18 protein-coding genes, 2 tRNA genes, 1 other RNA gene and 1 pseudogene are annotated in these 22,701 nt (G+C 72.5%); 8 read left to right on the forward strand and 14 right to left on the reverse strand.

Annotated features, from left to right (window positions below; all coding sequences use genetic code 11):
* The first annotated feature begins 126 nt into the window (after positions 1-126).
* The 5 genes from ACIBU0_RS05285 to ACIBU0_RS05305 all read left to right on the forward strand — a co-directional run bounded on the left by ACIBU0_RS05285 (position 127) and on the right by ACIBU0_RS05305 (position 3,829).
* Positions 127-1,086 (forward strand): ABC transporter ATP-binding protein, encoded by a 960-nt coding sequence (locus tag ACIBU0_RS05285; RefSeq protein WP_398811955.1) that lies wholly within the window; start codon positions 127-129, stop codon positions 1,084-1,086.
* Positions 1,083-1,859 (forward strand): ABC transporter permease, encoded by a 777-nt coding sequence (locus tag ACIBU0_RS05290; RefSeq protein WP_398811958.1) that lies wholly within the window; start codon positions 1,083-1,085, stop codon positions 1,857-1,859. The genes ACIBU0_RS05285 and ACIBU0_RS05290 overlap by 4 nt, the downstream gene beginning before the upstream one ends.
* Before the next feature lie 18 nt (positions 1,860-1,877).
* Positions 1,878-3,110, forward strand: coding sequence for a sensor histidine kinase (locus tag ACIBU0_RS05295; RefSeq protein WP_398811961.1), 1,233 nt, complete (start codon positions 1,878-1,880; stop codon positions 3,108-3,110).
* Positions 3,107-3,733, forward strand: coding sequence for a response regulator (locus ACIBU0_RS05300; protein WP_398811964.1), 627 nt, complete (start codon positions 3,107-3,109; stop codon positions 3,731-3,733). Before ACIBU0_RS05295 ends, ACIBU0_RS05300 begins: the two co-directional genes overlap by 4 nt.
* Before the next feature lie 23 nt (positions 3,734-3,756).
* Positions 3,757-3,829, forward strand: a tRNA-Gly gene (locus tag ACIBU0_RS05305).
* A gap of 200 nt (positions 3,830-4,029) precedes the next feature.
* Here the strand turns inward: ACIBU0_RS05305 and ACIBU0_RS05310 are convergent.
* The 6 genes from ACIBU0_RS05310 to ffs form a co-directional block, all read right to left on the reverse strand.
* Positions 4,030-4,929: a phosphoribosylaminoimidazolesuccinocarboxamide synthase gene (locus ACIBU0_RS05310; protein ID WP_398811967.1), complete on the reverse strand. Its 900-nt coding sequence runs from the start codon at positions 4,927-4,929 to the stop codon at positions 4,030-4,032.
* Between the two features lie 92 nt (positions 4,930-5,021).
* Positions 5,022-6,515 carry a N,N-dimethylformamidase beta subunit family domain-containing protein gene (locus ACIBU0_RS05315; protein WP_398811970.1) on the reverse strand — a complete coding sequence of 498 codons (1,494 nt, stop codon included), beginning with the start codon at positions 6,513-6,515 and terminating at the stop codon, positions 5,022-5,024.
* Positions 6,516-6,778: 263 nt separating this feature from the next.
* Positions 6,779-8,593, reverse strand: a complete 1,815-nt coding sequence (locus tag ACIBU0_RS05320; protein ID WP_398813939.1) for a hypothetical protein — start codon at positions 8,591-8,593, stop codon at positions 6,779-6,781.
* A gap of 344 nt (positions 8,594-8,937) precedes the next feature.
* Complete coding sequence (purD, locus tag ACIBU0_RS05325) at positions 8,938-10,191, reverse strand: phosphoribosylamine--glycine ligase (RefSeq protein WP_398811973.1); 1,254 nt, start codon at positions 10,189-10,191, stop codon at positions 8,938-8,940.
* 205 nt (positions 10,192-10,396) lie between these two features.
* Entirely contained in the window at positions 10,397-12,775 is a 2,379-nt protein-coding gene (locus tag ACIBU0_RS05330) for a DNA polymerase III subunit gamma and tau (RefSeq protein ID WP_398811975.1), read from the reverse strand.
* Between the two features lie 43 nt (positions 12,776-12,818).
* Positions 12,819-12,917, reverse strand: an RNA gene (ffs, locus tag ACIBU0_RS05335) — signal recognition particle sRNA small type.
* A gap of 72 nt (positions 12,918-12,989) precedes the next feature.
* On the opposite strand from ffs, the gene ACIBU0_RS05340 reads away from it, so the two are divergent.
* Positions 12,990-13,074 (forward strand) — tRNA-Ser (locus ACIBU0_RS05340).
* Positions 13,075-13,147: 73 nt separating this feature from the next.
* Here ACIBU0_RS05340 and ACIBU0_RS05345 read toward each other — a convergent pair.
* The 4 genes from ACIBU0_RS05345 to ACIBU0_RS05360 form a co-directional block, all read right to left on the reverse strand.
* The gene (locus tag ACIBU0_RS05345; protein ID WP_398811978.1) at positions 13,148-14,458 is read right to left on the reverse strand and encodes a diacylglycerol/lipid kinase family protein; all 1,311 of its coding nucleotides are present in this window, start codon (positions 14,456-14,458) and stop codon (positions 13,148-13,150) included.
* 46 nt (positions 14,459-14,504) lie between these two features.
* Positions 14,505-14,972 (reverse strand): hypothetical protein, encoded by a 468-nt coding sequence (locus ACIBU0_RS05350; RefSeq protein ID WP_398811980.1) that lies wholly within the window; start codon positions 14,970-14,972, stop codon positions 14,505-14,507.
* A 27-nt stretch (positions 14,973-14,999) separates the two neighbouring features.
* Complete coding sequence (locus tag ACIBU0_RS05355) at positions 15,000-15,464, reverse strand: SHOCT domain-containing protein (RefSeq protein WP_398811983.1); 465 nt, start codon at positions 15,462-15,464, stop codon at positions 15,000-15,002.
* Between the two features lie 237 nt (positions 15,465-15,701).
* Entirely contained in the window at positions 15,702-16,361 is a 660-nt protein-coding gene (locus ACIBU0_RS05360) for an HdeD family acid-resistance protein (RefSeq protein WP_398811986.1), read from the reverse strand.
* 195 nt (positions 16,362-16,556) lie between these two features.
* Here ACIBU0_RS05360 and ACIBU0_RS05365 point away from each other — a divergent pair, with 195 nt between their 5' ends.
* Together ACIBU0_RS05365 and ACIBU0_RS05370 are read left to right on the forward strand one after the other, a co-directional pair.
* The gene (locus ACIBU0_RS05365) at positions 16,557-17,180 is read left to right on the forward strand and encodes a potassium channel family protein (protein ID WP_398811987.1); all 624 of its coding nucleotides are present in this window, start codon (positions 16,557-16,559) and stop codon (positions 17,178-17,180) included.
* Positions 17,181-17,185: 5 nt separating this feature from the next.
* Positions 17,186-17,351: pseudogene (locus ACIBU0_RS05370) on the forward strand (DUF2252 domain-containing protein); the annotation flags it as partial.
* On the opposite strand, the gene ACIBU0_RS05375 reads toward ACIBU0_RS05370, so the two are convergent.
* The 4 genes from ACIBU0_RS05375 to ACIBU0_RS05390 all read right to left on the reverse strand — a co-directional run bounded on the left by ACIBU0_RS05375 (position 17,346) and on the right by ACIBU0_RS05390 (position 22,556).
* Positions 17,346-17,543 (reverse strand): hypothetical protein, encoded by a 198-nt coding sequence (locus tag ACIBU0_RS05375; RefSeq protein ID WP_398811990.1) that lies wholly within the window; start codon positions 17,541-17,543, stop codon positions 17,346-17,348. The pseudogene ACIBU0_RS05370 and the gene ACIBU0_RS05375 sit on opposite strands and share 6 nt — an antisense overlap.
* 127 nt (positions 17,544-17,670) lie before the next feature.
* The gene (locus ACIBU0_RS05380; protein WP_398811992.1) at positions 17,671-18,189 is read right to left on the reverse strand and encodes a hypothetical protein; all 519 of its coding nucleotides are present in this window, start codon (positions 18,187-18,189) and stop codon (positions 17,671-17,673) included.
* A gap of 14 nt (positions 18,190-18,203) precedes the next feature.
* On the reverse strand, positions 18,204-19,820 hold the full coding sequence (locus ACIBU0_RS05385) for an MFS transporter (RefSeq protein WP_398811995.1): 1,617 nt from the start codon (positions 19,818-19,820) through the stop codon (positions 18,204-18,206).
* Between the two features lie 78 nt (positions 19,821-19,898).
* Positions 19,899-22,556: a LuxR C-terminal-related transcriptional regulator gene (locus tag ACIBU0_RS05390; RefSeq protein WP_398811997.1), complete on the reverse strand. Its 2,658-nt coding sequence runs from the start codon at positions 22,554-22,556 to the stop codon at positions 19,899-19,901.
* Positions 22,557-22,701: the final 145 nt, after the last annotated feature.

Below are 22,701 nucleotides of genomic sequence, written 5' to 3' on the forward strand. Positions count from 1 at the left end.
GGTGAAAACCCCGGTCCACTGGACCGGGGTTTTTTCATGTGCCGTGACCGGCCGACTGACATTTGTCATGCCGAGTGGTGACAGCGCGCACTGCTGCCGGGCCCGCGGTGCCGGGACGCTGATGTCATGAACATCAACGAACACGAACACGTGATTGAGGTCACCGACCTGCGGCGTGTGTACGGGGGCGGGTTCGAGGCGGTGCGCGGCATCACGTTCTCCGTGGCCCGCGGCGAGGTCTTCGCGCTGCTCGGCACCAACGGCGCGGGCAAGACGTCCACCGTCGAACTGCTGGAGGGGCTCGCCCGGCCGGCCGGAGGGCACGTGCGGGTGCTCGGGCACGATCCGTACGCCGAGCGGGCCGCCGTACGGCCCCGGACCGGGGTGATGTTGCAGGAGGGCGGCTTTCCCTCCGAGCTGACCGTCGCCGAGACCGCGCGGATGTGGGCGGGGTGCGTGAGCGGGGCCCGGCCCGAGGGGGAAGTGCTGGAACTCGTCGGGCTCGCGGGCAAGTCCGGCGTACGGGTGAAGCAGCTGTCCGGGGGTGAGCGGCGGCGGCTGGACCTGGGGCTCGCGCTGCTCGGCGATCCCGAGGTGCTGTTCCTGGACGAGCCGACGACCGGACTGGACGTCGAAGGGCGCCGGGACACCTGGGAATTGGTGCGGCAGCTGCGCGACGCCGGTACGACCGTGCTGCTGACCACGCACTACCTGGAGGAGGCCGAGGAACTCGCCGACCGGCTCGCGATCCTGCACAAGGGGCGGATCGCGGCCGGCGGGACACCGGCCGAGGTGACCGCCTCCCAGCCGTCGCGGATCTCCTTCGAGCTGCCCGAGGGCTACTTCCTGGGGGACCTGCCGCCGCTCGGTGAGCTGGGGGTGAGCGGACACCGGGTCGACGGCCGTCTCGTACGGCTGCGCACGCATCAGCTGCAGCGGGCGGCGACCCGGCTGCTGGTGTGGGCCGAGAAGGCCGGCGTCGAGCTGCGCGGGCTGGATGTGCGGTCGGCCTCGCTGGAGGAGGCGTTCCTGGGGATCGCGCGAGAGGCGGCCGACGCTGCCAGGACGGAGGAGTACGCGGCATGAGTACGGCGATGACCACCCCGGTCGGGCGCATGACGGCGTTGGCGCGGGCCGAGCTGACCTTGCTCGGGCGCAGCAGGGGCACGCTGTTCGCGGCGCTGTTCGTACCGCTGGTCCTGCCCTTCAGCGCGCGGGAGGCAGCGAAGCAGATGGACCTGGCGGAGGTGGGCCTCACCCTCGGCACGGTCATCCTGCCCGCCTCCATCGGCTTCTCGCTGCTCTACGCGGTGTATGTGACGCTCGTCAGCGTCTATACCGCCCGGCGCGAGGAACTCGTCCTCAAGCGGCTGCGCACCGGGGAGCTGCGGGACAACGAGATCCTGGCCGGGGCCGCGTTGCCGGCCTTGGCCACGGGCCTCGCGCAGTCCGTCGTCCTGGCGGTGGGCTGCGCCGTCCTGCTCGACGTGGGTGCGCCCCGTGCTCCCCACCTCGCCGTGCTGGGCCTGCTGTTGGGGTTCGTCCTGTGCGCGTCACTCGCCGCGGTGACCGCCTCGTTCACCCGCAGCGTCGAGAACGCGCAGGTCACGACACTGCCCGTGGTCTTCCTGTCCATGATCTTCTCCGGGATGTTCGTGCCTCTGGAGGTCCTGCCCGACCGGCTGGCGTCGGTGTGCGAACTGCTGCCGCTGTCCCCGGTGATCACGCTGGTGCGCGGCGGCTGGACCGGGAATCTCTCGGTGTACGAGGCGGTCGGTGCTGTCATGACCGCGCTGGCTTGGACGGCTCTGGGCGTGTTTGCTGTACGGCGGTGGTTCCGGTGGGAACCGAGGCGCTGACGTACGGGGAGCTGGGACATGCGCAAGGCGGGGGGCTGGTGGCGGCGCAAGAGCACACCGGCGAAGTTCGAGACGTACGTACGGTGGTCGTTCCACTCCCTCGCGGCCGTCGAGGTCCTGATGGTCGGGCCGGGCCTCGTCGCCGCGGTCGGGTCCGAGCTGGGCGGCTGGGTCTTCCTCGCGGTGTGCGTGCACGCGGCGCTCTGCTGCCTGACCAACTCGCGCGCGCTGGACTCGGTGCGCGGCCGGCGTGAGCAGCCTCTGGGACTGCTGTGGACGCTCGGCGCCGCCACCGCGACGGTCGCCGCCCTGGCGATCGCCGTCGCCGAGTTCGGCCCCCACCGGGAGCGCGTCGGCTCCGCGGCGGGCGGGGTCTTCGGGGTCGTGGTGATCTACGGCATGGGCATTCTCGCGCTCGGTGTGCGCAGTCGGCGTCGCGTCTGCGCGATGGTCGCGGCCTTCAGCGCGGGATCGGCCGTCGTGGCGCTCGCCCTGGGCATGTCCGCCGTCCTCGCCGTGACCAGTGCGGTGATGGTGCTGCTGGGCGGCGGGTTCATCTCCGCCAGCTCCGTCTTCTCGGTCTGGCTGGTGAAGGCCGTCTACGAACTCGACGAGGCCCGCGAGACCCGCGCCCGGCTCGCCGTCGCCGAGGAGCGGCTGCGGTTCGGGCGGGACCTGCACGACGTGATGGGGCGGAATCTCGCCGTCATCGCCTTGAAGAGCGAGCTGGCCGTGCAGCTGGCGCGGCGCGGGCGGCCCGAGGCCGTGGAGCAGATGATCGAGGTGCAGCGGATCGCTCAGGAGTCGCAGCGCGAGGTCCGGGATGTCGTACGGGGCTACCGGGAGGCCGACCTTGGGGTCGAACTCGCCGGTGCGCAGGGTGTGTTGACGGCAGCCGGCATCGAGTGCGAGGTGACCGGGGAGGCGACCGGGCTGCCGGGCGAGGTGCAGTCCGCGCTGGCGTGGGTGGTGCGGGAGGCGACCACCAACGTGCTGCGGCACGGGGATGCCGGGCGGTGCACGGTGGGAGTGCGGGTGTCGGAGGGGCGTGTGGTGCTGACGGTGGAGAACGACGGGGCTGCCGGAGCCCCCGACGGGGGTGGGGGCTCCGGGCTGGCCGGGCTGCGGGAGCGGCTCGCGGCGGTGGACGGCACCTTGGAGGTGGGCCTGGTCGAGGAGGGGGTGTTCCGGCTGGTGGCTCAGGTGCCGTTGGCGGGGGCCGCGGCGGACGTGCGGGAGGTCGCCGTATGACCGGCCGTGTGACCGGGCCCGTGCGGTTGCTGCTCGCCGACGACGAGCATCTGATCCGGGGGGCGCTCGCCACGCTGCTGTCGCTGGAGGACGACCTCGTGATCGTCGCCGAGGCGGCGAGCGGGCCGGAGGCACTGGCCATGGCGCGGGCGCACCAGCCGGATGTCGCCGTCCTCGATCTGCAGATGCCCGGCGCGGACGGTGTGAAGGTCGCCACATCCCTGCGCGCCGAACTGCCCGGCTGCAAGGTGCTGATCGTGACCAGTCATGGGCGGCCCGGGCATCTGAAGCGGGCCCTTGAGGCGGGTGTGCGCGGGTTCGTCCCGAAGACCGTCAGCGCGCAGCGGCTCGCGGAGATCATCCGTACCGTGCATGCCGGAAACCGTTACGTCGACCCGGAGTTGGCCGCCGACGCGATCGCCGCCGGGGACTCGCCGCTGACCGCGCGGGAGGCCGAGGTGCTGGAACTCGCCGCCGACGGGGCGCCCGTCGCGGAGATCGCGGAGCGGGCGGCACTGTCGCAGGGGACCGTGCGGAACTATCTGTCGTCGGCCGTCTCCAAGCTCGGGGCGGAGAACCGGCACGCGGCAGTGCGTCTCGCGCGCGAGCGAGGTTGGGTATAGTTGCTCTCGCGCCACGGCGCAATGCGGACGTAGCTCAGTTGGTAGAGCGCAACCTTGCCAAGGTTGAGGTCGCGAGTTCGAGCCTCGTCGTCCGCTCGGTTCATGAAGGCCCCGGTCACTGCGACCGGGGCCTTCGTCGTACGCGGTGGCAGGGTCGGCGCCCGGGGAGTGCACCGGTGTCCGGGGAAGCTCCCGCCCGGGCAGTGGCCCGGCGTCCGGGGAAGAGCTCGCGCCCGGGCAGCTCACGTCCTCGAAAACCGGGCCCGCGTTTCCCGCCGGGGCCTTCTCTCGTGTGGTCAGCTCCAGCTCGTGCCCGTCAGGCGCTCGTACGCCTCGACGTACTTCGCCCGGGTCGCGTCCACGACCTGCTGCGGCAGCGGCGGCGGGGGCTGCTCGCTCTTACGGTCCCAGCCGGACTCCGGCGAGGTCAGCCAGTCACGGACGAACTGCTTGTCGTACGACGGCTGCGCGCGGCCCGGCTGCCACTGGTCGGCCGGCCAGAAGCGGGAGGAGTCGGGGGTGAGGACCTCGTCGGCGATGACGAGCTCGTCCCCCTCGAAGCCGAACTCGAACTTGGTGTCCGCGAGGATGATGCCGCGGTCGCGGGCGATGTCCCGGCCGCGGGAGTAGACGGCGAGGGTCGCCTGGCGCAGCCGGGCCGCGGTGTCGGCGCCGACCTGGCGGGCGACCTCCTCGTAGGAGACGTTCTCGTCGTGCTCGCCGACGGCCGCCTTGGTGGCCGGGGTGAAGATCGGGGCGGGGAGTTCCGAGCCGTCGACGAGACCTTCGGGGAGGGCGAGGCCGCAGACGGTACGGGACTCGTTGTACTCGACCAGGCCGGAGCCGGTGAGGTAGCCGCGGGCCACCGCCTCGACCGGGACCATCTGCAGCGACTTGCACACGAGGGTGCGGCCCGCCCAGTCGGCGGGGGCGCCGGCCGGGACGTCGGTGCTCAGGACGTGGTTGGGGATCAGGTCGGCGAGCTGGTCGAACCACCACAGGGAGAGCTGGGTGAGGACGCGGCCCTTTTCGGGGATCTCGGTCGGCAGCACCCAGTCGAATGCGGAGATGCGGTCGCTGGCGACCATCACGAGGTCGCCCGCCTCGTTCTGGTACAGGTCGCGCACCTTGCCGGTGTGCAGGTGTACCAGGCCCGGAACCTGGATCGGCTCGGGCTTTTCTACGAATCCGGACACGGTTCCTCCCCGTGGTTCTGTCCAAGTGGAATCGATTCTCCCGTATGTCGGGGATCGGTCATGGACGGGGGTGGTTTCAGCAGGGGTCGGGCTCAGTCACGTTTGCAGATGCGGTCCAGGAGGTTGGCGGTGGCGCGCTGGACGCGGGCGTCGACGTGGCCCGGGCGGTCCAGTGCCGGGGACCAGGCGAATGTTCCGGACGCGAAGACCAGGGCGCCGGACGGGGCGCGGTAGAGGGACGTCTCCTGATGGCGCAGGACGCCCTCGCGGTCGGTGTACGGGGAGTGGGCCAGCAGGATGCGCTCCTCGTGCTCGGGCAGCGGGGCGCGCGGGAAGTAGCGGTCGGCCTCGCCGGCGACCAGGTCCGCGATCTCGTCGCCCTCGTGGGCGCCGGTGGCCTCCCACAGCCAGTGGTCGGCGTTGCGGACGATCAGGGGATGCGGCTCGGGGACCTGGCCCGCGTACTGGATGCCGATCAGCTCCTGCTCGGGGCGGTCGATCTCCCGCCAGAGCACGGGGCGGCCGGGGCCCTTGCGCTTGCGGCAGGTGAGCAGGCGGTCGGGGACGCCGGACGGGGAGGGGCCCAACTCGACCTGCCAGTACATGGAGTTGGCGGAGAGGAAGACCAGGGACGTGCCGTTCTCGCGGGCGAGCTCGACGGTGCGGCGCATGTTCGTCGACCAGTACTCGTCGTGGCCGGGGAAGACCAGGCCGCGGTAGCGGGTGGGGTCGACGTGGCCGCCGTGCAGGTCGCGGGCGTCGGCGTAGGCGATGTCGTAGCCGTAGCGCTCGGCCCAGCGGATGAAGTCGTAGGCGTGGCCGACGTGCAGGGGCAGGCCGGCGCCCGCGTACGGGCGGTCGAAGGAGACGGTCGTGGCGGCGTCGGACTCGCCGAGCAGGCGGCCGTCCTCGTCCCAGGCGTGGTAGAGGCTGGCGCCGGTGCGGCCGTCCTCGGGGTAGAGGTTGTAGGCCTGCCAGGTGACGTCGGGGAGAAGCAGGAGCAGGTCCGCGGGGTGGTTGTCGCGGACGGTGAAGGGGATGTGGGAGCGGTAGCCGTCGGCGGTGGTGAGGACCGCCACATACGCGCCGATGCTCCAGAACGAGGGGATCTGCAGGCGCCAGGACAGCCACCAGTGGTGGCAGGAGACCGTGCGGTCGGCGGTGAGCGGCGGGGGCTGCACGATGCCGGAGAGGCGGGGGCTGGTGGTGATCTTTGCGGCGCCGTCACCGCTGTAGTGACCGATGCGGTAGATGTCGACGCCGAACTCCTGGGGCGGGTCGACGGTGATGTGGAAGTCGACGGCCTCGCCGGGGGCGACCGCGCCCGTCGAGGTGAAGCCCTTGATCTGGCGGTGGACGTCGTCGGCGGAGCGGGGGCCTCCGGCGGTGCGCGGGCCCGGGACCCTGGGGGTGCCGGCCGTCGGGGGGTGGGCCTGGCCGTCGACGTACCAGGGGACGACCTGGCCGGTGTCGTCGAAATACGTCACATTGCCGCGCAGCCAGGGGACGGGGCCCTGGCCGAAGGGGTCCGTCACGGCGTGCGCGAGTGCGCCCGACTCCCAGCGGCGGATCTGCTCCGATCCCATGGCCGTACCCCTCCCTCGTGCCCCCGTGGTAATGCCTCGAACGCCGTGTGCGGCCCGGGCTCTTGTATGGCTGTCGTATGTCGCAAGCCCTTGCCATATGCGTTATCGATCCCAGCACATCACATTCCGCACGCATGTTGTCACTATTCGTTGCGAATTAACCGAAAGTGGAACCGGGGATTCCGACCGCATACGGCTCCCCTACGGCCGCATACGGCTCCTGTACTGCCGTCCCGTACGGCCCACGCGGACCGGGATGGCCGTCAGACCAGGCGCACCGGCTTCTCCGGGCGTATCCCCGACTCCACCAGCCAGGCGCGCAGGGGCGTCGGGTCGCCGTCCTCGATGAGGCTGAGGACTCTGGGGGTCAGGTCGGCCGCTCTCTCGCCGTTGACGAGGAGGGTCGGGCCGTCGAGCCAGTCCAGGCCGGGGGCGGCCCCGGCGGTGTCCATCGCGGCGCAGCACACCATCGCCGTGACGTGGTCGGTGAGCAACTCGCGGGCGGTGCGGGGCGGCTGGAGCGGGAAGAGGGGCAGCGCGCCGGTGTCCAGGAGCGTGGTGCCGGGATCCGGGGCCGGGGATGCCTGCTGCTTCGCGGGGGCCGCGGCCTCTTCGCGGGCCAGTTCGGCGGTCAGGCCGACGGCGAGGGCGGAGCTTCGCTCGGTCTCCTGGTCTTCGTCCCCCGGGGCACCTTCGGCCATGGACGCGTACGGAGCCTTGGGCGCTTTGGGGGGCCGGGCGGGTGCGGCGTCGGGCCCGGCGGCCGGGGGAGCCGATGAGGACGAGAGGTGGTCCATGACGCGGGCCAGGGTCGGGCCGTCCGCCTCCGGAGGTGTACCGCCGGTGGCACGGCGGACGCCGAGGGCGTCCAGGACGCGGTGGAGGCGGGCCGCGTCGGTACGCCATTTGCGGTCGACGACCTCCTCCGGGTACGCCTGCCAGTCCACCGGCGACCAGTCCGGGCCGGGCTCGGCGGGGCCGCCGTGGAAGAGGCGGGCGGCCAGGAGCGAGGCGGCCTCGTCGACCACGCCGGGCTCTTCGAGCAGGTCGCACGCGGGGCGCTCGCCCAGCCGGGAGGCGAAGCCCTCGGCCAGGCGGTCCCGGCGGGACAGCTCGGTGAGCGCCGCGACGACGCCGGCGTCGAGCCGGGACGGCCAGCGGCCCATCCGCCAGGCCGGCAGCGCGACACGCGTGAGCAGCCGGTCCCAGCCCGCGTACGCCAGCCCGACCTGTTCCTGGGCGACGATCCGCAGCCCGTAATCCACAGCCTGTGCACGCTCGGCGGCCGCGGCGGCCACGCCCCGCTCCATCTCGGCGGCGTGGTCCCGGCAACTGCGCAACAGCACCCGCGCGACCCAGCCGAGGCCCGCGCACACCGCCCGGGACCCCGGGCAGCGGCCACGCGTCGAGGCGACGGCCACGGCGGCGTCCAGACCCCGGACGAAGCGCCGGGCCTGGGCTATGTCGGGGTGCGCCGACGGTCCCGTACCGGCGACGACCGGGGCGAGGACCGCGCGCAGCTCGCCGACGCGCATCCACCACAGGAACGGGGAGCCGATGACGAGGACGGGGGCGGCGGGCGTACGGCGGTGGACGCCGCGCATGCCTTTGCTGCCTGCGCCGCGCAGGCCGTTGATGCCGTCCTCGTCGCCGCCCCCGGCGAACGGTGGGCCGTGGGACGGGTGGGTGCGGTCCTCCAGCCAGCTGTCGCAGTCCGGGGTGAGCGCTATCGCGGACGGGGCGGGGACGTCGAGGCGGTCGGCGAGGTCGCGGACCATCCGGTACAGGTCCGGGGCCTGCTCCTCGCCCACCGGGACCGTCGGGCTGACGGCGGGGCGGGCGCGGGCGACGACCAGGGCGATCACGGCGGCGGCGAGCAGGACGACGACCGCGGCCGGGGTCACGACCCAGCGGGCCGCGTGCCAGCCCGGGCCGACGAGGTGGCCGGTGGAGGCGCCGACGAGCAGCACGACGGCGACCGCCGCGGGCAGCAGGGCCACGGCGAGCGCACGGCTGCGGATACGCAGCACGGCGAGGGCCCGGGCGCGCGCGGCCTGCGCACCCGCCTCCACACCCATACCGGTCACGCCGGACCTCACCCCCTCCGCACTGCCCTGGCTGTCCGGACTGTCCTGGCTTTGCTCACTCCCCCACTGTGGCACCCACGACTGACATCGCAATGCCGGTGGGCCAAGTGCCGGAACGCTTGCGCCGCACCCTAGTTGGGGCGTCGACCCACGTCAGCCGGATGGGGCATCGGTCACTCGATGGAATGGCTTTGGGGAAAGGTGGATGACGGACAGCGAGGATCAGGCCCGTGATCCCGGTCATGCCGCCGGTTCCGCCATGGCAGGGAACAGGCCCCGAATCCTGAGACGGATTCGGGGCCTGCGGGGTTTATCGGGGCGGCCGTGGGCGGTGCTTACGCGCCTGCCGCCGCCTTCGCCGCGATGTCCGTGCGGTGCTGGGAGCCGTCGAGGCGGATGCGGGCCACGGCCTTGTAGGCGCGGTCGCGGGCCTTGGTGAGGTCCTTGCCGGTCGCCGTGACGGACAGGACGCGGCCGCCGGCGCTCACGACCGTGTCGCCGTCGTGCTTGGTGCCGGCGTGCAGGACGTAGGCGTGCGGGGCGTCCTCGGCGGCCACCTCGTCGAGGCCGGTGATCGGGTCGCCGGTGCGCGGGGTGCCGGGGTAGTTGTGCGAGGCGATGACCACGGTGACCGCGGCGTCGTCGCTCCAGCGCAGGGGCGGCAGGTCGGCCAGGTCGCCCTTGGCGGCGGCCAGCAGGACGCCGGCCAGCGGGGTCTTCAGGCGGGCCAGGACGACCTGGGTCTCCGGGTCGCCGAAGCGGGCGTTGAACTCGATGACCCGTACGCCGCGGGAGGTGATCGCGAGACCGGCGTAGAGAAGGCCGGAGAAGGCGGTGCCGCGGCGGCGCATCTCGTCGACGGTCGGCTGCAGGACCGTCTGCATGACCTCCTCGACCAGCTTCGGGTCCGCCCACGGGAGCGGGGAGTACGCGCCCATGCCGCCGGTGTTCGGGCCCTCGTCCCCGTCCAGCGCCCGCTTGAAGTCCTGGGCCGGCTGGAGCGGGACGACCGTCTCGCCGTCGGTGATGGCGAACAGGGAGACCTCGGGGCCGTCCAGGTACTCCTCGATGACGACGCGCTCGCAGGAGTTGGCGTGCGCCCTGGCCGCCTCCAGGTCGGCGGTCACGACGACGCCCTTGCCGGCGGCGAGACCGTCGTCCTTGACGACGTACGGGGCGCCGAAGGCGTCGAGGGCCTCGTCGACCTCTTCGGGGGTCGTGCAGACGTAGGAACGGGCCGTCGGGACGCCGGCCGCCGCCATCACGTCCTTCGCGAACGCCTTGGAGCCCTCGAGCTGCGCGGCCTCCTTCGAGGGCCCGAAGACCGGGATGCCCGCCTCGCGCACGGCGTCGGCGACCCCGGCGACCAGCGGCGCCTCCGGCCCCACGACCACAAGGTCGGCGCCGAGCTGTTCGGCCAGCGCGGATACGGCCTTGCCGTCCAGGGCGTCGACCTGGTGCAGCTCGGCGACCTCGGCGATGCCGGCGTTGCCGGGGGCGCAGTGCAGCGCGGTGACGTCGGGGTCGAGGGACAGGGAGCGGCACAGGGCGTGTTCGCGGGCGCCGCTACCGATGACGAGGACCTTCACGGGGGTCAGCCTAACGGGGTTTTTGTGCGGCCTGCTCAGAGCCGGGGGGTGGGTGACCTGTACGTTCCTCCAAACCGGCCCGGCGCTGTCGTCGCCGTCGACTGGGGGCTGCCGCCCCCCAGACCCCCGCTTTCGGCCCTGAAGGGGCCTCGTCCTCAAACGCCGGACGGGCTGAGATGCCTGAACCGGCGCCGGTCGGTTCCCGCTACTCGTTCATGAACTCCTCCACCACCGTCGCCCCCAGCTCCCGCACGATCAGCTCGCGGCCGGAGAGGGCCGATTCGTTGAGGTCGGGGTCGTCGTCCTCGGGGATGTCGTCCTCGGGGGCGACCGGGGGCGGCGGCTCGGGGGCAGAGGAAGGCCGGGGCGCCGGGGTGGGCGCGGCCGTCGGGGCCGGGCCCGGGGAGGCGGATGAAGGCGGCGTGGGTGCCGTGGGCGCCTGGGGAGGGGCCGGGCGCTGGGCCGTCGTACCGCCACTGCCGTAGCCACCGGAGCCGCTGTTGCCGCCCGCGCCGTAACCGCCGCCGCCTCCGCCGAAGCCCGAGGAGCCGCCGGCCGGTGCGGGTGCCGAGCCTCCGCCCGACGGGTCGATGATCGCCTCGATCTTCCACTGGACGTTGAACTGCTCCGACAGCGCCTGCCGCAGGACGTCCTCGCTGCCGCTGCTGACGAAGTTGTCGCGTGCCCCGGCGTTGACGAAGCCGAGCTGGAGGGTGGTGCCGTCGAAGCCGGCCACCTGGGCGTTCTGGCTGAGCAGGATCCAGGTGAAGCGGCGGCGGTTCTTGACCGCCTCCAGGATGTTCGGCCAGAGCATGCGGGGGTCGAGGCCGCCGCTCGGGGGTGCGTAGGCGGGTGCGGCGCCCGCGGTGGGGGCGGGCGCAGGCGCGGCGGGCTGCGGTGGTGCGGGGGTGGCGCCGACCCCGGCCGGGGGCTGGCTGCCGCCGCCTGCCGGGGTGGCCGTGGGCCAGCCGCCGGGGCGTCGGCCGCCGCCTGCGGGCGCGGCGGTGGGCCAGGCGCCGGGGGCGGTGGCCGGGGGTGCCGAGGGGCTCGCGGCGGCGGGAGCGGGCGCGGGTGCCGGGGCGGGCGGCGTCTGGGGCGGCCGGGCCGGCTGCGGCTGCCGGTCGGGCTGCGGCGGACCGCCGGGGGCCGAGGGCGCGGAAGGCACGGAAGGCGGGGAGGCAGGCTGGCCGATGGGCACGCCCGGTCCTGCCGGAGCCGGGGCGGCCGTACCGCCACCGCCCATGCCGCCGCCCGTACCGCCGGTCGGCGCACCGGCCCCGGTCGAAGGGGCGCCGGAGGCTCGTACGGCTGCCCGGGCCGCGGCAGGTCCACCACCCGGGGAGACGGGCGCGACGGGCGCTCCGCCATGGGCCTCGGGTCCCGGCACGTACCCCATCGCGGGCATGCCGCCGCCCGCGGAGAAGCCGACGCCCCGCTCCAGCCGGTCGAGCCGGGCCATCACGGAACGCTCGTCCCCGTAGGCCGCAGGCAGCAGCACGCGCGCGCAGATCAGCTCCAGCTGGAGCCGCGGCGAGGTGGCCCCTCGCATCTCGGTCAGCCCCTCGTTGACGAGGTCGGCGGCACGGCTCAGCTCTGCGGCGCCGAAGGTGCCGGCCTGGGCCTGCATACGCTCCAGGACGTCGGCGGGGGCATCGATGAGCCCCTTCTCGGTGGCGTCCGGCACGGCGGCCAGGATCACCAGGTCCCGCAGCCGCTCCAGCAGGTCGGCGACGAAACGCCGGGGATCGTTGCCCCCCTCGATGACACGGTCCACCACCTCGAAGGCGGCGGCCCCGTCACCGGTCGCGAAGGCTTCCACGACGGAGTCGAGCAGCGACCCCTCGGTGTACCCGAGGAGGGAGGTGGCCATGGCATACGTCACACCCTCCTCCCGCGCGCCGGCGAGCAGCTGGTCCATGACGGACATGGAGTCACGCACGGAGCCCTGGCCCGCGCGCACGACGAGCGGCAGTACGCCGTCCTCGACGGGGATGTTCTCCCTGCCGCACACGTCGGCGAGGTAGTCCCGCAGGGTGCCCGGCGGGACCAGCCGGAACGGGTAGTGATGGGTCCGCGACCGGATGGTCCCGATGACCTTCTCGGGCTCGGTGGTGGCGAAGATGAACTTCAGATGCTCGGGCGGCTCCTCGACGACCTTCAGCAGCGCGTTGAAGCCGGCCGACGTGACCATGTGGGCCTCGTCGATGATGTAGATCTTGTAGCGGCTGGAGGCAGGGCCGAAGAAGGCCTTCTCCCGCAGCTCACGGGCGTCGTCCACACCGCCGTGCGACGCGGCGTCGATCTCGATCACGTCGATGGATCCGGGGCCGTTGCGCGCGAGGTCGCGGCAGGACTGGCACTCCCCACACGGGGTGGGTGTGGGCCCCTGCTCGCAGTTCAGGCACCTGGCGAGGATGCGCGCGCTCGTGGTCTTCCCGCACCCACGCGGCCCGCTGAACAGGTACGCGTGATTGACCCGGTTGTTCCGCAGCGCCTGCTGCAGCGGGTCGGTGACATGCTCCTGCCCGATGACCTCGGCGAACGACTCCGGGCGATAGCGGCGGTACAGCGCGAGAGACGACACGCATACGAGGTTATAGGCGCCCACTGACAACCCGGCCCGCGGGAACGCAAGCGCCCCCCACGCACCCGCCAGAGCCGACCTACCCTTGCTGCCTTCCGGCCCTGGGGGAGTTCAGTCAGATAGCGCCGCGTGAGGGGCTGCCCAAACAGTACCCGATGGCAGGGGGCGGGAACGAGTTCGCGAGCACTCCTCTCGGTCATGTAATGTTTCCGGCGGAGGATTCGCCTAGAGGCCTAGGGCGCACGCTTGGAAAGCGTGTTGGGGGCAACCCCTCACGAGTTCGAATCTCGTATCCTCCGCAGCCGCCTGAACAGGCGAAACGAAGGTCCCGGCCGGGAGACGGCCGGGACCTTCGTCGTTGCGTGGCCGCGGTCAGGCCAGTCCCCGTGCGAGTCGTGCCACACGCCGCCAGTCGGTCGCGGCCCGGCTCTTCGGGGTGCCGGGACGGTGGCGGGGGACGCGTACCCGCAGGGCGCCGGGCGCGATCCGGCATACCACCGGGGCGGGGAGTGTGACGTGTTCGCCGTCGATGCCGACGGGGACGGTGTCGGTGTCCGCGTCGACGACCACTTCCTTGCCGGTCAGCCGGGTGAAGCCGGTGGAACGCCCGCCGCGTACGGCGCGCACGGCCTGCGCGGTGTTGTCGACGTGTACGCACAGCACTCCGAGCAGTCCTGAGTCCAGGCGCTCCCTGCGGCCGCCGTGCGGGCCGACGACGGAGCGGTAGGGGTTGTTGCTGACCAGCACCGCCTGCAGGGCGTCGGCGCGGTGCTCGCCGGACCGCATCCGCAGGCGGTGGGAGGCGTCGCCCGTGAGCAGTTCGGGCAGGTCCTGCAGCGCCGTACGCGCTTTGGCCTGGCGGTAGGCGGGGTCGGCGACCACGGCGGCGTAGGTGCCGAAGGACGCGTTGTTGACGAAGACCCGGTCCGCGGCGAAGCCGAGGTCGACCCTCAGTTCGAGGCCATCGGTCACGGCGTCCAGGGCGGCCGCGGGGTCGTCGCGGTCGAGACCGAGGTCGAGAGCGAAGTGGTTGCGAGTGCCCGCGGGGATCACCACGAACGGGAGGTCGTGTTCGTGGGCCACCTCGGCCACCAGGGCCTGAGTGCCGTCCCCGCCCGCCACCGCGAGCAGGTCGGCTCCCTCCCTGACGGCACGCCGGGCCAGTTCGACCACGTCCTGCTGCCCTATGCCGAGCAGGGTCACCGAGGCGCCCGTCGCCAGCGCCTTGTCGACCAGGTGGAAGCGGTCCACCTTGCCGCCGCCGGAGCGCGGGTTCATCAGGATCCAGGGACGGCAGGGCTTCTCGGCGGGCGTCTGCGCGGGAGCGGAGGTACCGGCACGGTGACGGGGTGCCACGGCACTGCGCGCCGCCGCGACGGCGAGCATCCACAGGCCGAGGGAGACCAGCGCCGGGCCGAGCATGCCGTACGCGGCGTACAGGGCGAGGACGGTGAACGGTACGGCCACCGACACAGCCGCACCGCAGGCGCGTACGACGCCGGTGTGGGCCAGGGTCCACCACACTCCGACCGCGGCCAGCGCCAGCCCTGCGATGCCGAGCACCAGCCACAGCAGGCTCCGCAGCCCGGCGACGGTGAGAGGGATCAGCGCACCGGCGACCAGGGCGAGCAGCGCCGTACGCGCTTGCCAGATCCTGCTGCGGGTGATGTCGGCGGAGGGCATCGCACGGGATCGGCTCGGGTGCCGCAGGGGCGGGCCCACGGGCGGCTCACATGTCGCCGCGCGTCATCCTGTCGCCGCGCGGCATCGTGTCGAAGGGGTCGCTGAAATCTTCCTTCCGGGCGACGCACAGCGCCCAGATGATGAACCCGGAGAGCGCGATCATGATGACGGACCACACCGGGTAGTACGGCAGGGAGAGGAAGTTGGCGATGATGACCAGGCCCGCGATGGCCACTCCGGCGACCCGTGCCCACGTCGCCGCCTGGAACAGTCCGATGCTGACGATCACGGCGACCGCTCCCAGGGCGAGGTGGATCCAGCCCCAGCCGGTGAGGTCGAACTCGAAGACGTAGTTCCGCGTGCTGACGAAGACGTCGTCCTCGGCGATCGCCATGATGCCGCGAAAGATGCCGAGAAGTCCGCCGAGCGTGAGCATGACTGCCGCGAAGACCATGAGGCCCTCGGCCCACGCGTATTTCGTCTCGTGCGCCCGTGGCGCGTGTGAACTGGTCATCTTTCCGCCTTGTTTCCTTGTCCGTACTCAGTGGCGGGCGGATGCGGCCGGGTCGGAACGAGCCGACGGGCCGGAGCCGCTCAGGACGAGTTCCTTGGCGCGGCGGAACTCGTCGTCCGTGATGTCGCCGCGCGCACGGATCTCGGACAGCCTCGCGAGTTCGTCGACGCTGGTGGTGCGGCTGCCGCCGGCCGCCGTCTCCCGGACGTAGTCGTCGAACGCCTTCTGCTGTGCGCGGGCGTGGGCCACTTCCCGGCGGCCCATGTTCTTGCCCCGGGCGATGACGTAGACGAACACGCCGAGGAGGGGCAGCACGATGACCAAGGCCAGCCAGCCGCCCTTGGCCCAGCCGTTCAGCTCGTCGTCGCGGAAGACGTCGACGATGATGCGGAAGAGCAGGATGAACCACAGGATCCACAGGAAGACCACCAGCAGGGTCCAGAACATGCCCAGCAGCGGGTAGTCGTAGGCGAGATACGTCTGGGTATTCATCTGTCTCCCCTGTCTCCCCTGTCTCCCCTGTCTCCTCCGTTCCGGGTGGGCGGCCGGTTCCGGGTGGGCGGCCGACCGTCGGTCCCGGCTGTTCTCAGCGTGCGCACGCCACTGCGCGACGGCCTCACCCGGGGCGGGTGAAGTCTCGGGTCAGGGCACCGCCAGGACACGTACGGCGCGGGCCGCCCGCCCCGGGCCGTACAGGTCGGTGAACCGGCCGGTCCGCCCGTGCGGGCCTCAGGCCGTCTCCGGCGTGGCGGACGGCGGTCCGGCGCGTGCCTTGCGGAGTGCGGCCCGCCAGGCGAAGGCGACCCCCACCTCGGCCACACCGAGCAGCACCAGCCACAGGCCGACCAGCCGGGTCAGGGCCACGGCGGACTCGGCCGGCAGCGCCAGCACCACGACGCCCGCGACGACACCGAGCCCCGCGGCACCGAGGACGAAGCCGCGGTGGGGCAGGCCTTTGGCCGCGAGGGCGACCCAGGCGGTCAGCAGGCCGGTCACCAGCCAGACGGCGCCGACGATCAGGGAGAGCCCGGCGATGGTCTGCAGCGGGTGGCGCAGGCACAGCACGCCGGCCAGGACGTACAGCACCGCGACCAGTAGTCCCGTGTGCCGGTCGCCGTGCGCCCGGGCGAAGGCCGCGACGAACCGGAAGGCACCCGTCACCAGCAGGTACAGCCCGATGAGCACGGCCAGGACGTGCAGGGTCTCGTCGGGCCAGACCAGGACCAGGATGCCCGGCACCAGCGTCGCCACCGCCGAGCCCAGCAACCAGGTCCAGGAGGCGCCGAGTTCCGCCGGCAGTTGCGCCAGGTCGTCCTCCGGGGCGGGGCCCGCCCCGGAGGACAGAGGTTCCGGTCCGGCGTGCGCTGCCGGACCACGCGACACGGTCATGGCTCCTCCTCGCGTGATGCGGCCGGTCTCCGCCGGACCGCCGACGGGACGGTGTGCGGTGCCCACCGGGGCCAGCGTCCCGCGCGCCGCCCCGCCCACGGGTCACCCATGACGGGTGATCCGCAAAGGCCGGGGCGGCGATGGGGTGGACGTGGCGTTGATCCACCGGTTTCCACAGGAACGAAGCGTCAGGACATGAGCGATCCAGCCACGGCCCGGACGGAAGAGAGCAGGCGGGATGAGGCGGCCGCGCCGCCGCCGGGCAGTGTCCCGAATCCGGGCCGGAGGGCGATGACGCTGACCGTCGTGCGGGCTTGCCTCATCGCGGCGGGACTCGTCACCGCCTACTACCTGCTGCCCCTGGACAGGACCGACACGGGCGCCACCGCGACACTGCTCGCCTGCGGCCTGCTCGGAGTGGCGGTCGTCTTCCTCTGGGAGGTCCGCACCATCGCGCGCTCGCCCCATCCCCGGCTGAAGGCCGTCGAGGCGCTCGCCGCCACGCTCGCGCTGTATCTGGTCCTCTTCGCGGGCGTCTACTACCTGCTGGAAGAGTCCACCCCGGGTTCCTTCAGCGAACCGCTGACCAGGACCGACTCCCTCTACTTCACCCTGACCACCTTCTCCACCGTCGGCTTCGGTGACATCACCGCCGATTCCCAGACAGGGCGGGTCGTGACCATGCTTCAGATGGCCGGCGGCCTGGTGCTCGTCGGCGTCTTCGCGCGGGTCCTCGCGCAGGCGGTGGAGACGGGGCTGCGGCGGCGGGGCGGACAGTCGCAGGAGCAGGACGACGACCCCGGCGGAAGCGGAGGGTGAGCCACAGCGTCGGGACGCGGTGCCGGATCCTGCTCCTGCTCGGCAGGGACGACGACGATCCCCTGCTGCTGCAGGCCAATGGGCCTCGACGGACACGGCCGGGACTTCTCCCTACGCCGGCTGCGGGACTGGAAGGGCATCGCGCGGCCGGACACCATGGACAGCTCACTCGGGCAACTGCCGCATCTCCACCACGCGCAGCCCCAGCGACCGGAAACGGGCCAGGAGTCCGTACAGGTGTGCCTCGTCGACCACGGGTCCGAACAGCACCGTCTGACCGGACATCACCACGTGGTCCAGCTCCGGAAAGACCTTGGCCAGCGTCTCCGACACGTGTCCCTCGACGCGGATCTCGTAGCGCATGAGCCGCTCTCCCGCCGACAGCGATGCCAGAACCTGCTGCGCTCTGCTCCGCAATCGTCCCGCCTGCGGACACCGTCCCACCTCACCCGGCGCAGGTGACCTGTCGTCCGGCACCCCGGTCGCGGCGCTAGTGCGTCAGGACGATCTTGAACAGGACGATCAGCAGGCCGAGGACCAGGTTGACCGACGCGGTCAGGGCCATCAGGCCGCGTGAGGCATGGACCCGCTGTGCCGCGGCCACCGACCAGCCCACCTGCCCGGCCACGGCCACGGCGAGCGCAAGCCACAGGGCACCCGGTACGCCCAGCCCCAGCAGCGGGCTGACGGCCACGGCCGCGGCCGGCGGTACGGCCGCCTTGACGATCGGCCATTCGTCACGGCACACGTGCAGCACGGTCCGGCGGTCGAGGCCGTGCTGGGCCAGGCGGGCGCCGAACAACTGGGCGTGCACATGGGCCACCCAGAAGACCACGCTGGTGAGGAGCAGCAGCAGGACCAGTTCCAGGCGTGGGAAGTGGTCCAGGGTGCCGGCGCCGAGCACCACACTGGCGGCGAGCATGGAGCCGTAGACACCACCGGTGTAGTCGGCATGGGCACGGCGCTCCGCTCTGCGCTCCCGCGCTGCGGCAGGGTCGGTTCTCAGCATGACGGCTCCGCGGGTCAGCGAGCGGCGTTACGGGCGTCGGTCTCCGGTCGCCCGGAACGCCGCTCGCGGCCCGCCGGAAGGTGGGGGGTGACCAGGAAGCTGGCGAGGGTGATGCCGCCGGCGGCGAGGATCGCCGCCTTCAGGCCGTCGAGCTGGGCCGAGGCGTAGGAGTCCGTGACGGCGTCGACCTCGGACGGCGGCAGACCGGCCTGCTCGGCAGCCGTGCGGACCTGGTCGGTGGAGACGAACGTGATGCCGGCCTGGATCGCCACACCCGTCTGCTGCCGGGTCTCTTCCGACAACCGCGGGTCGTCCTCCACCTGCGTGGTGAAGGCCTGGGTCAGGGCGCCGATGAGCAGCGATCCGATGAGGGCGGTGCCCAGGGCGGAGCCCAGGTTCTGTGCCGTGAACTGCAGTCCGCCGGCCTCGCTGCGTTCCTCCTCGCCGACGCTGGACTGGACGACGTTGCCCAGCTGGGAGGCGAGCAGGCCCATGCCCAGCCCCAGCAGGGCCATGGCTCCGGCGAACTGGGCGTCGTCGATGACCGGGTCGATGGTGGCCAGCAGCCACACGACGGCCGCCGCAAGGACCAGCAGGGCGAACCGGACCACCCGGCGCGGTCCCGCCCTGCGCCCCAGCCGGGAACCGACCGTCGAGGCCACGAGCATGGCCACGGAGACGGGGAGCAGGCGCAGCCCTGTCTCGAACGCGTCGAAGCCCTGCACCACCTGCAGATACAACGGGATGGTGAAGAACAGCCCGAGCAGGATGAGGTTCTGGCTCACCAGCGTCATCAGACCGGCGCGCAGCGGGGGCCTGTTCAGCAGGGACAGGTGCACCAGGGGGTCGGCGCCCGCAGCGTCCCGCCGCCGCTGCCAGTGCGTGAAGACGGCCAGGACCGCCACGCCGGCTCCGACGACGAACAGCGTCGGGGCGAAGCCGAGGACGGTGAACGGCGGATTGCGGGGCTGCACCCAGCCCCAGGAACTGCTCTGCAGGATCCCGAGCACACCGAGTCCGAGCCCGGCCGCCGACAGTACGGCGCCGAGCAGGTCCAGCCGGGGGCGCGGTCCGGTGCGTGGGGTCTCGGCGATCGCCCGCCGGGCAAGCAGTACGGCGATGACGACCACGACCTCGCCGGCGAAGACCAGGCGCCACGTCAGGTAGGTGGTCATCCAGCCGCCGAGCAGCGGGCCGACGGCGATCCCCGCGCCCGCGAGGCCGCCGATGACGCCGTAGGCGAGGGCCCGGTCCCGGTCGTGGTAGGACTGCGCGACGAGGGCCGCCATGGCCGGCAGCACCATGGCGGCGCCGAGCCCCTCGATGACCGACCAGCCCAGGGCCAGGACCCACAGGGTGGGAGCCGCCGCGGTCAGGGCCGAGCCGGTGCCGTAGACGCACATTCCGATCAGGAACATGCGTCGCCGTCCCAGCATGTCGCCGATCCGGCCGCCGGTGACCATGAAGGCGGCCATGACGAGGGCGTAGAGCGTGATGACCGCCTGAATGGCGGTGACCTCGGTGTCGAAGTCCTCGACCAGCTGACTGATCGAGACGTTCATGACGGAGGTGTCGAGGACCATCAGGAACTGGGCCGTTCCGAGAACGATGAGGGGCCGCCAGCGCTTCATGGTGTCCACCTCGCCATCGCACCCGAAACCCTCACCGGGCACCTCACCCGCCGTGGGGGAGACACTGCCCGCGTGCGGTCACAGCAGGCCCAGCTCACGGGCCCGCCGTACCGCTTCGTGGCGCCGGTTCACCGCCAGCTTCCGGTAGACGCTCTTGAGGTGGGTCTTCACCGTGTTCACCGACACATACAGATCGGCGGCGATGTCCTCGGTGGACATCATCTGGGCGAGGCGCTGCAGCACGTCCCGCTCACGCCCGCTCAACGGCTCCACCAGCACGGGGACGGCGTCGGCCTCCGGACGGAGCGGCTCGCCGTGTGCCGCGGTGCCCGGCGTGAGCCAGCCGGCGGCCAGGTGCCGTAGCGATTCCGATGCCAGGAGCGGCCCGAGCCACGGCCCGGCTTCGAGGAAGGGCAGGCGCAGCCTCTCCCGCCGGGCCTCCAGGAGCGCCTCGGCGAGCAGCTTGCGGGTGGCGGCGGCGTCTCCCGCCGTGTGCGCGGCCTGCGCCCTCACCAGCGTGGCACGGACCCGCACCGCCGGGCCGGCGCGTCCCTGGGCGGCGATGCCGCCGAGCAGGCGGAGTGCCTGCGTCCGGTCCCCGGCCGCGAGGTGCGCCCGTGCCGCGCCCACGGCACAGGCCGGCTGCGCGTCGGCGACCTGCCGCAGCACCTCGGCAGCCGCGTGCGGGCGGCCTTCGGCCAGGTGGGCGGCCGAGGCGACCAGCGCGGTCTGGCTTTCCGCCCAGGGCGAGGCCACGTCGGCCTGCACGGACGGATCCGCGGCCGCCACGGCCGCGCGCGCCTTGCCCCGGGCCAGCAGCAGCCGGGCCGTCGCGATGGACCGGCCCGCCTCCGTCACCGGGTCCCGCGTCACCGAGTCGGGCGTGCGGTCGAGGAGGTCCTGGGCGCGGGCCAGCTCGCCCCGGTCGACCGCGACCGCGGCCAGGACCAGCTGTCCCAGTCCGCATCCGCACGGCTGGGGCAGGCTGAACTGCTCCGACTCGGTCATCGCCGCGCAGGCGTTGCGCTCCGCCCTGCTCGGCCATCCGTTGAGGTAGTCGATCAGCGCCAGGTGCCCCAGGGACTGTGCCCGCGGGATCGCCGTGGAGGCACCACCGGGGCTGTCGGCCACCTCGGTGAGGGCGGCGCGCGCCCCGTCGAAGTGCCCGGCCCACAGCCGTGCCGAGCCCAGATGGGTCAGCAGGAGAGCGGGCACCTCCGGGTGCTGGTCCAGCAGCTCGGCGGGGACTTCCCGCTCCAGTTCCCATGCGGCTTCCGCGGCTTGCTCCGCCCGGTGGGGGGAGCCGGTCAGCCGGGCCGCGAGGGCCTCCAGCAGGGCGCAGCTCAGCTGGGCCGCCGGGGGGCCGGAACCGTCGGCGGTCAGTTGCTCCTCGGCTCGGCGGAGATGAACCAGCCCGCGATCGACGTCGTGTCGGGACAGGTCCCGGGCCGCGTGGACCAGGTGGCTCTCGGGGCTGGACGTCTCGAACCCCATACGGGCGAACAGGCCGGCCAGATCGCCGGAGCACAGTCCGGTGAACAGCTGTCCGATCGCCAGGTCGTCGACCAGGGCACGGGCCGTGAACTCCCAGTCCTCGGCGGCGGCGCCGTGGACCAGCATCTCGGGAAGGGATCCGGACCGCCGCAGCCAGTGCGCGGCCCTCCGGTGCAGTTCCGGCTCCAGGCCGGGAGAGCGTTCCCGCAGATGGGCCCGGAGGATCTCCCGGAACAGCGGATGGAGGCGGTACCAGCCGTGGCCGAGGTCCTCCACGAACGCGTTCTCGCGGTGCAGCGCGACGAGAATGGGCTCGGCGTCGGTCCCCCCGATGAGTGTGTCCGCGAGATCGGCGCAGAAGCGGTCCAGGACACTGACCCGCAGCAGGAGGTCCTGGGTCCGGTGCGGCTGCCGCTTGAGCACCTCGGCGAGCAGGAAGTCGGCGACCGTGCTGTGGCCGGCCTCGAACTCCTTGAGGTAGACCTCCGGGTCCGGGCTCTGCCGCGCGGCCAGGGCGCACAGCCGAAGGCCGGCCGCCCAGCCCCGGGTACGGTCCACCAGGGTTCCCGCCGCTTCGACGGACAGGCGCAGCCCGTGCAGCTCCAGCAGCGCGACCGTCTCCTCGGAGGTGAAGGCCAGCTCGGCGTCCCTGATCTCGGTCATCTCGCCCGCCGTCCGGTAGCGGTGCAGCGGCAGCAACGGCTCGGTGCGCGTGACGAGAATCAGACGCAGTCCCGGCCGCGCGTTGTGCAGGACGAACTCCAGCTGCTCCGAGATGTCCGGGGCGGTCACCCGGTCGTACTCGTCGAGCACCAGGGTCACGGTACGGTCGCCGCCGGCGAGCTGTGCGGCGAGTCGGCTCAGCAGTGTGGCGCTGACCCGGCCCGCGTCCGCGGGGGAGCCGATCCGGTCGGACACCGGCACACCACTGGTACGCAGGCCGTGGAGCACATGGGCCCAGAACATTCCCGGGCTCTGGACCCCCGCGTCGAGGGTGAGCCAGGCGACGGGCTGCCCGAGGTGCGCGGCCCAGTCGGCGACCAGGAGGGTCTTGCCCGCGCCTGCGGATCCGTTGACCATCGTCAGCGGTGTCCGCAGTGCCTGGTCGAGGTGGTCGACCAGGCGTTCGCGCCGCAGGAAGGTGACGGGCCTCGCCGGTACGGCGAACCGTGTCGGCAGGAACGGGACACCCAGCGGATCCACGTACGGGGCCGCGGCCCCGTGTGAGGTTTCATCGCTCACTGCCACCGCGCCACCGCCCTGTCCAGCGGGTTGTGGATTACTGCTCTTCCATCAGAATCACAGCTTCTGTCCACATGCGCGCGCTGCAAAAGGGCCAAAGGTCCTCCGCCGGGCCACGAGGGTCTCCGACGCATAGAGGAGCGAG

The organism is Streptomyces sp. NPDC049627, from assembly GCF_044465645.1.
Classification (GTDB): domain Bacteria; phylum Actinomycetota; class Actinomycetes; order Streptomycetales; family Streptomycetaceae; genus Streptomyces.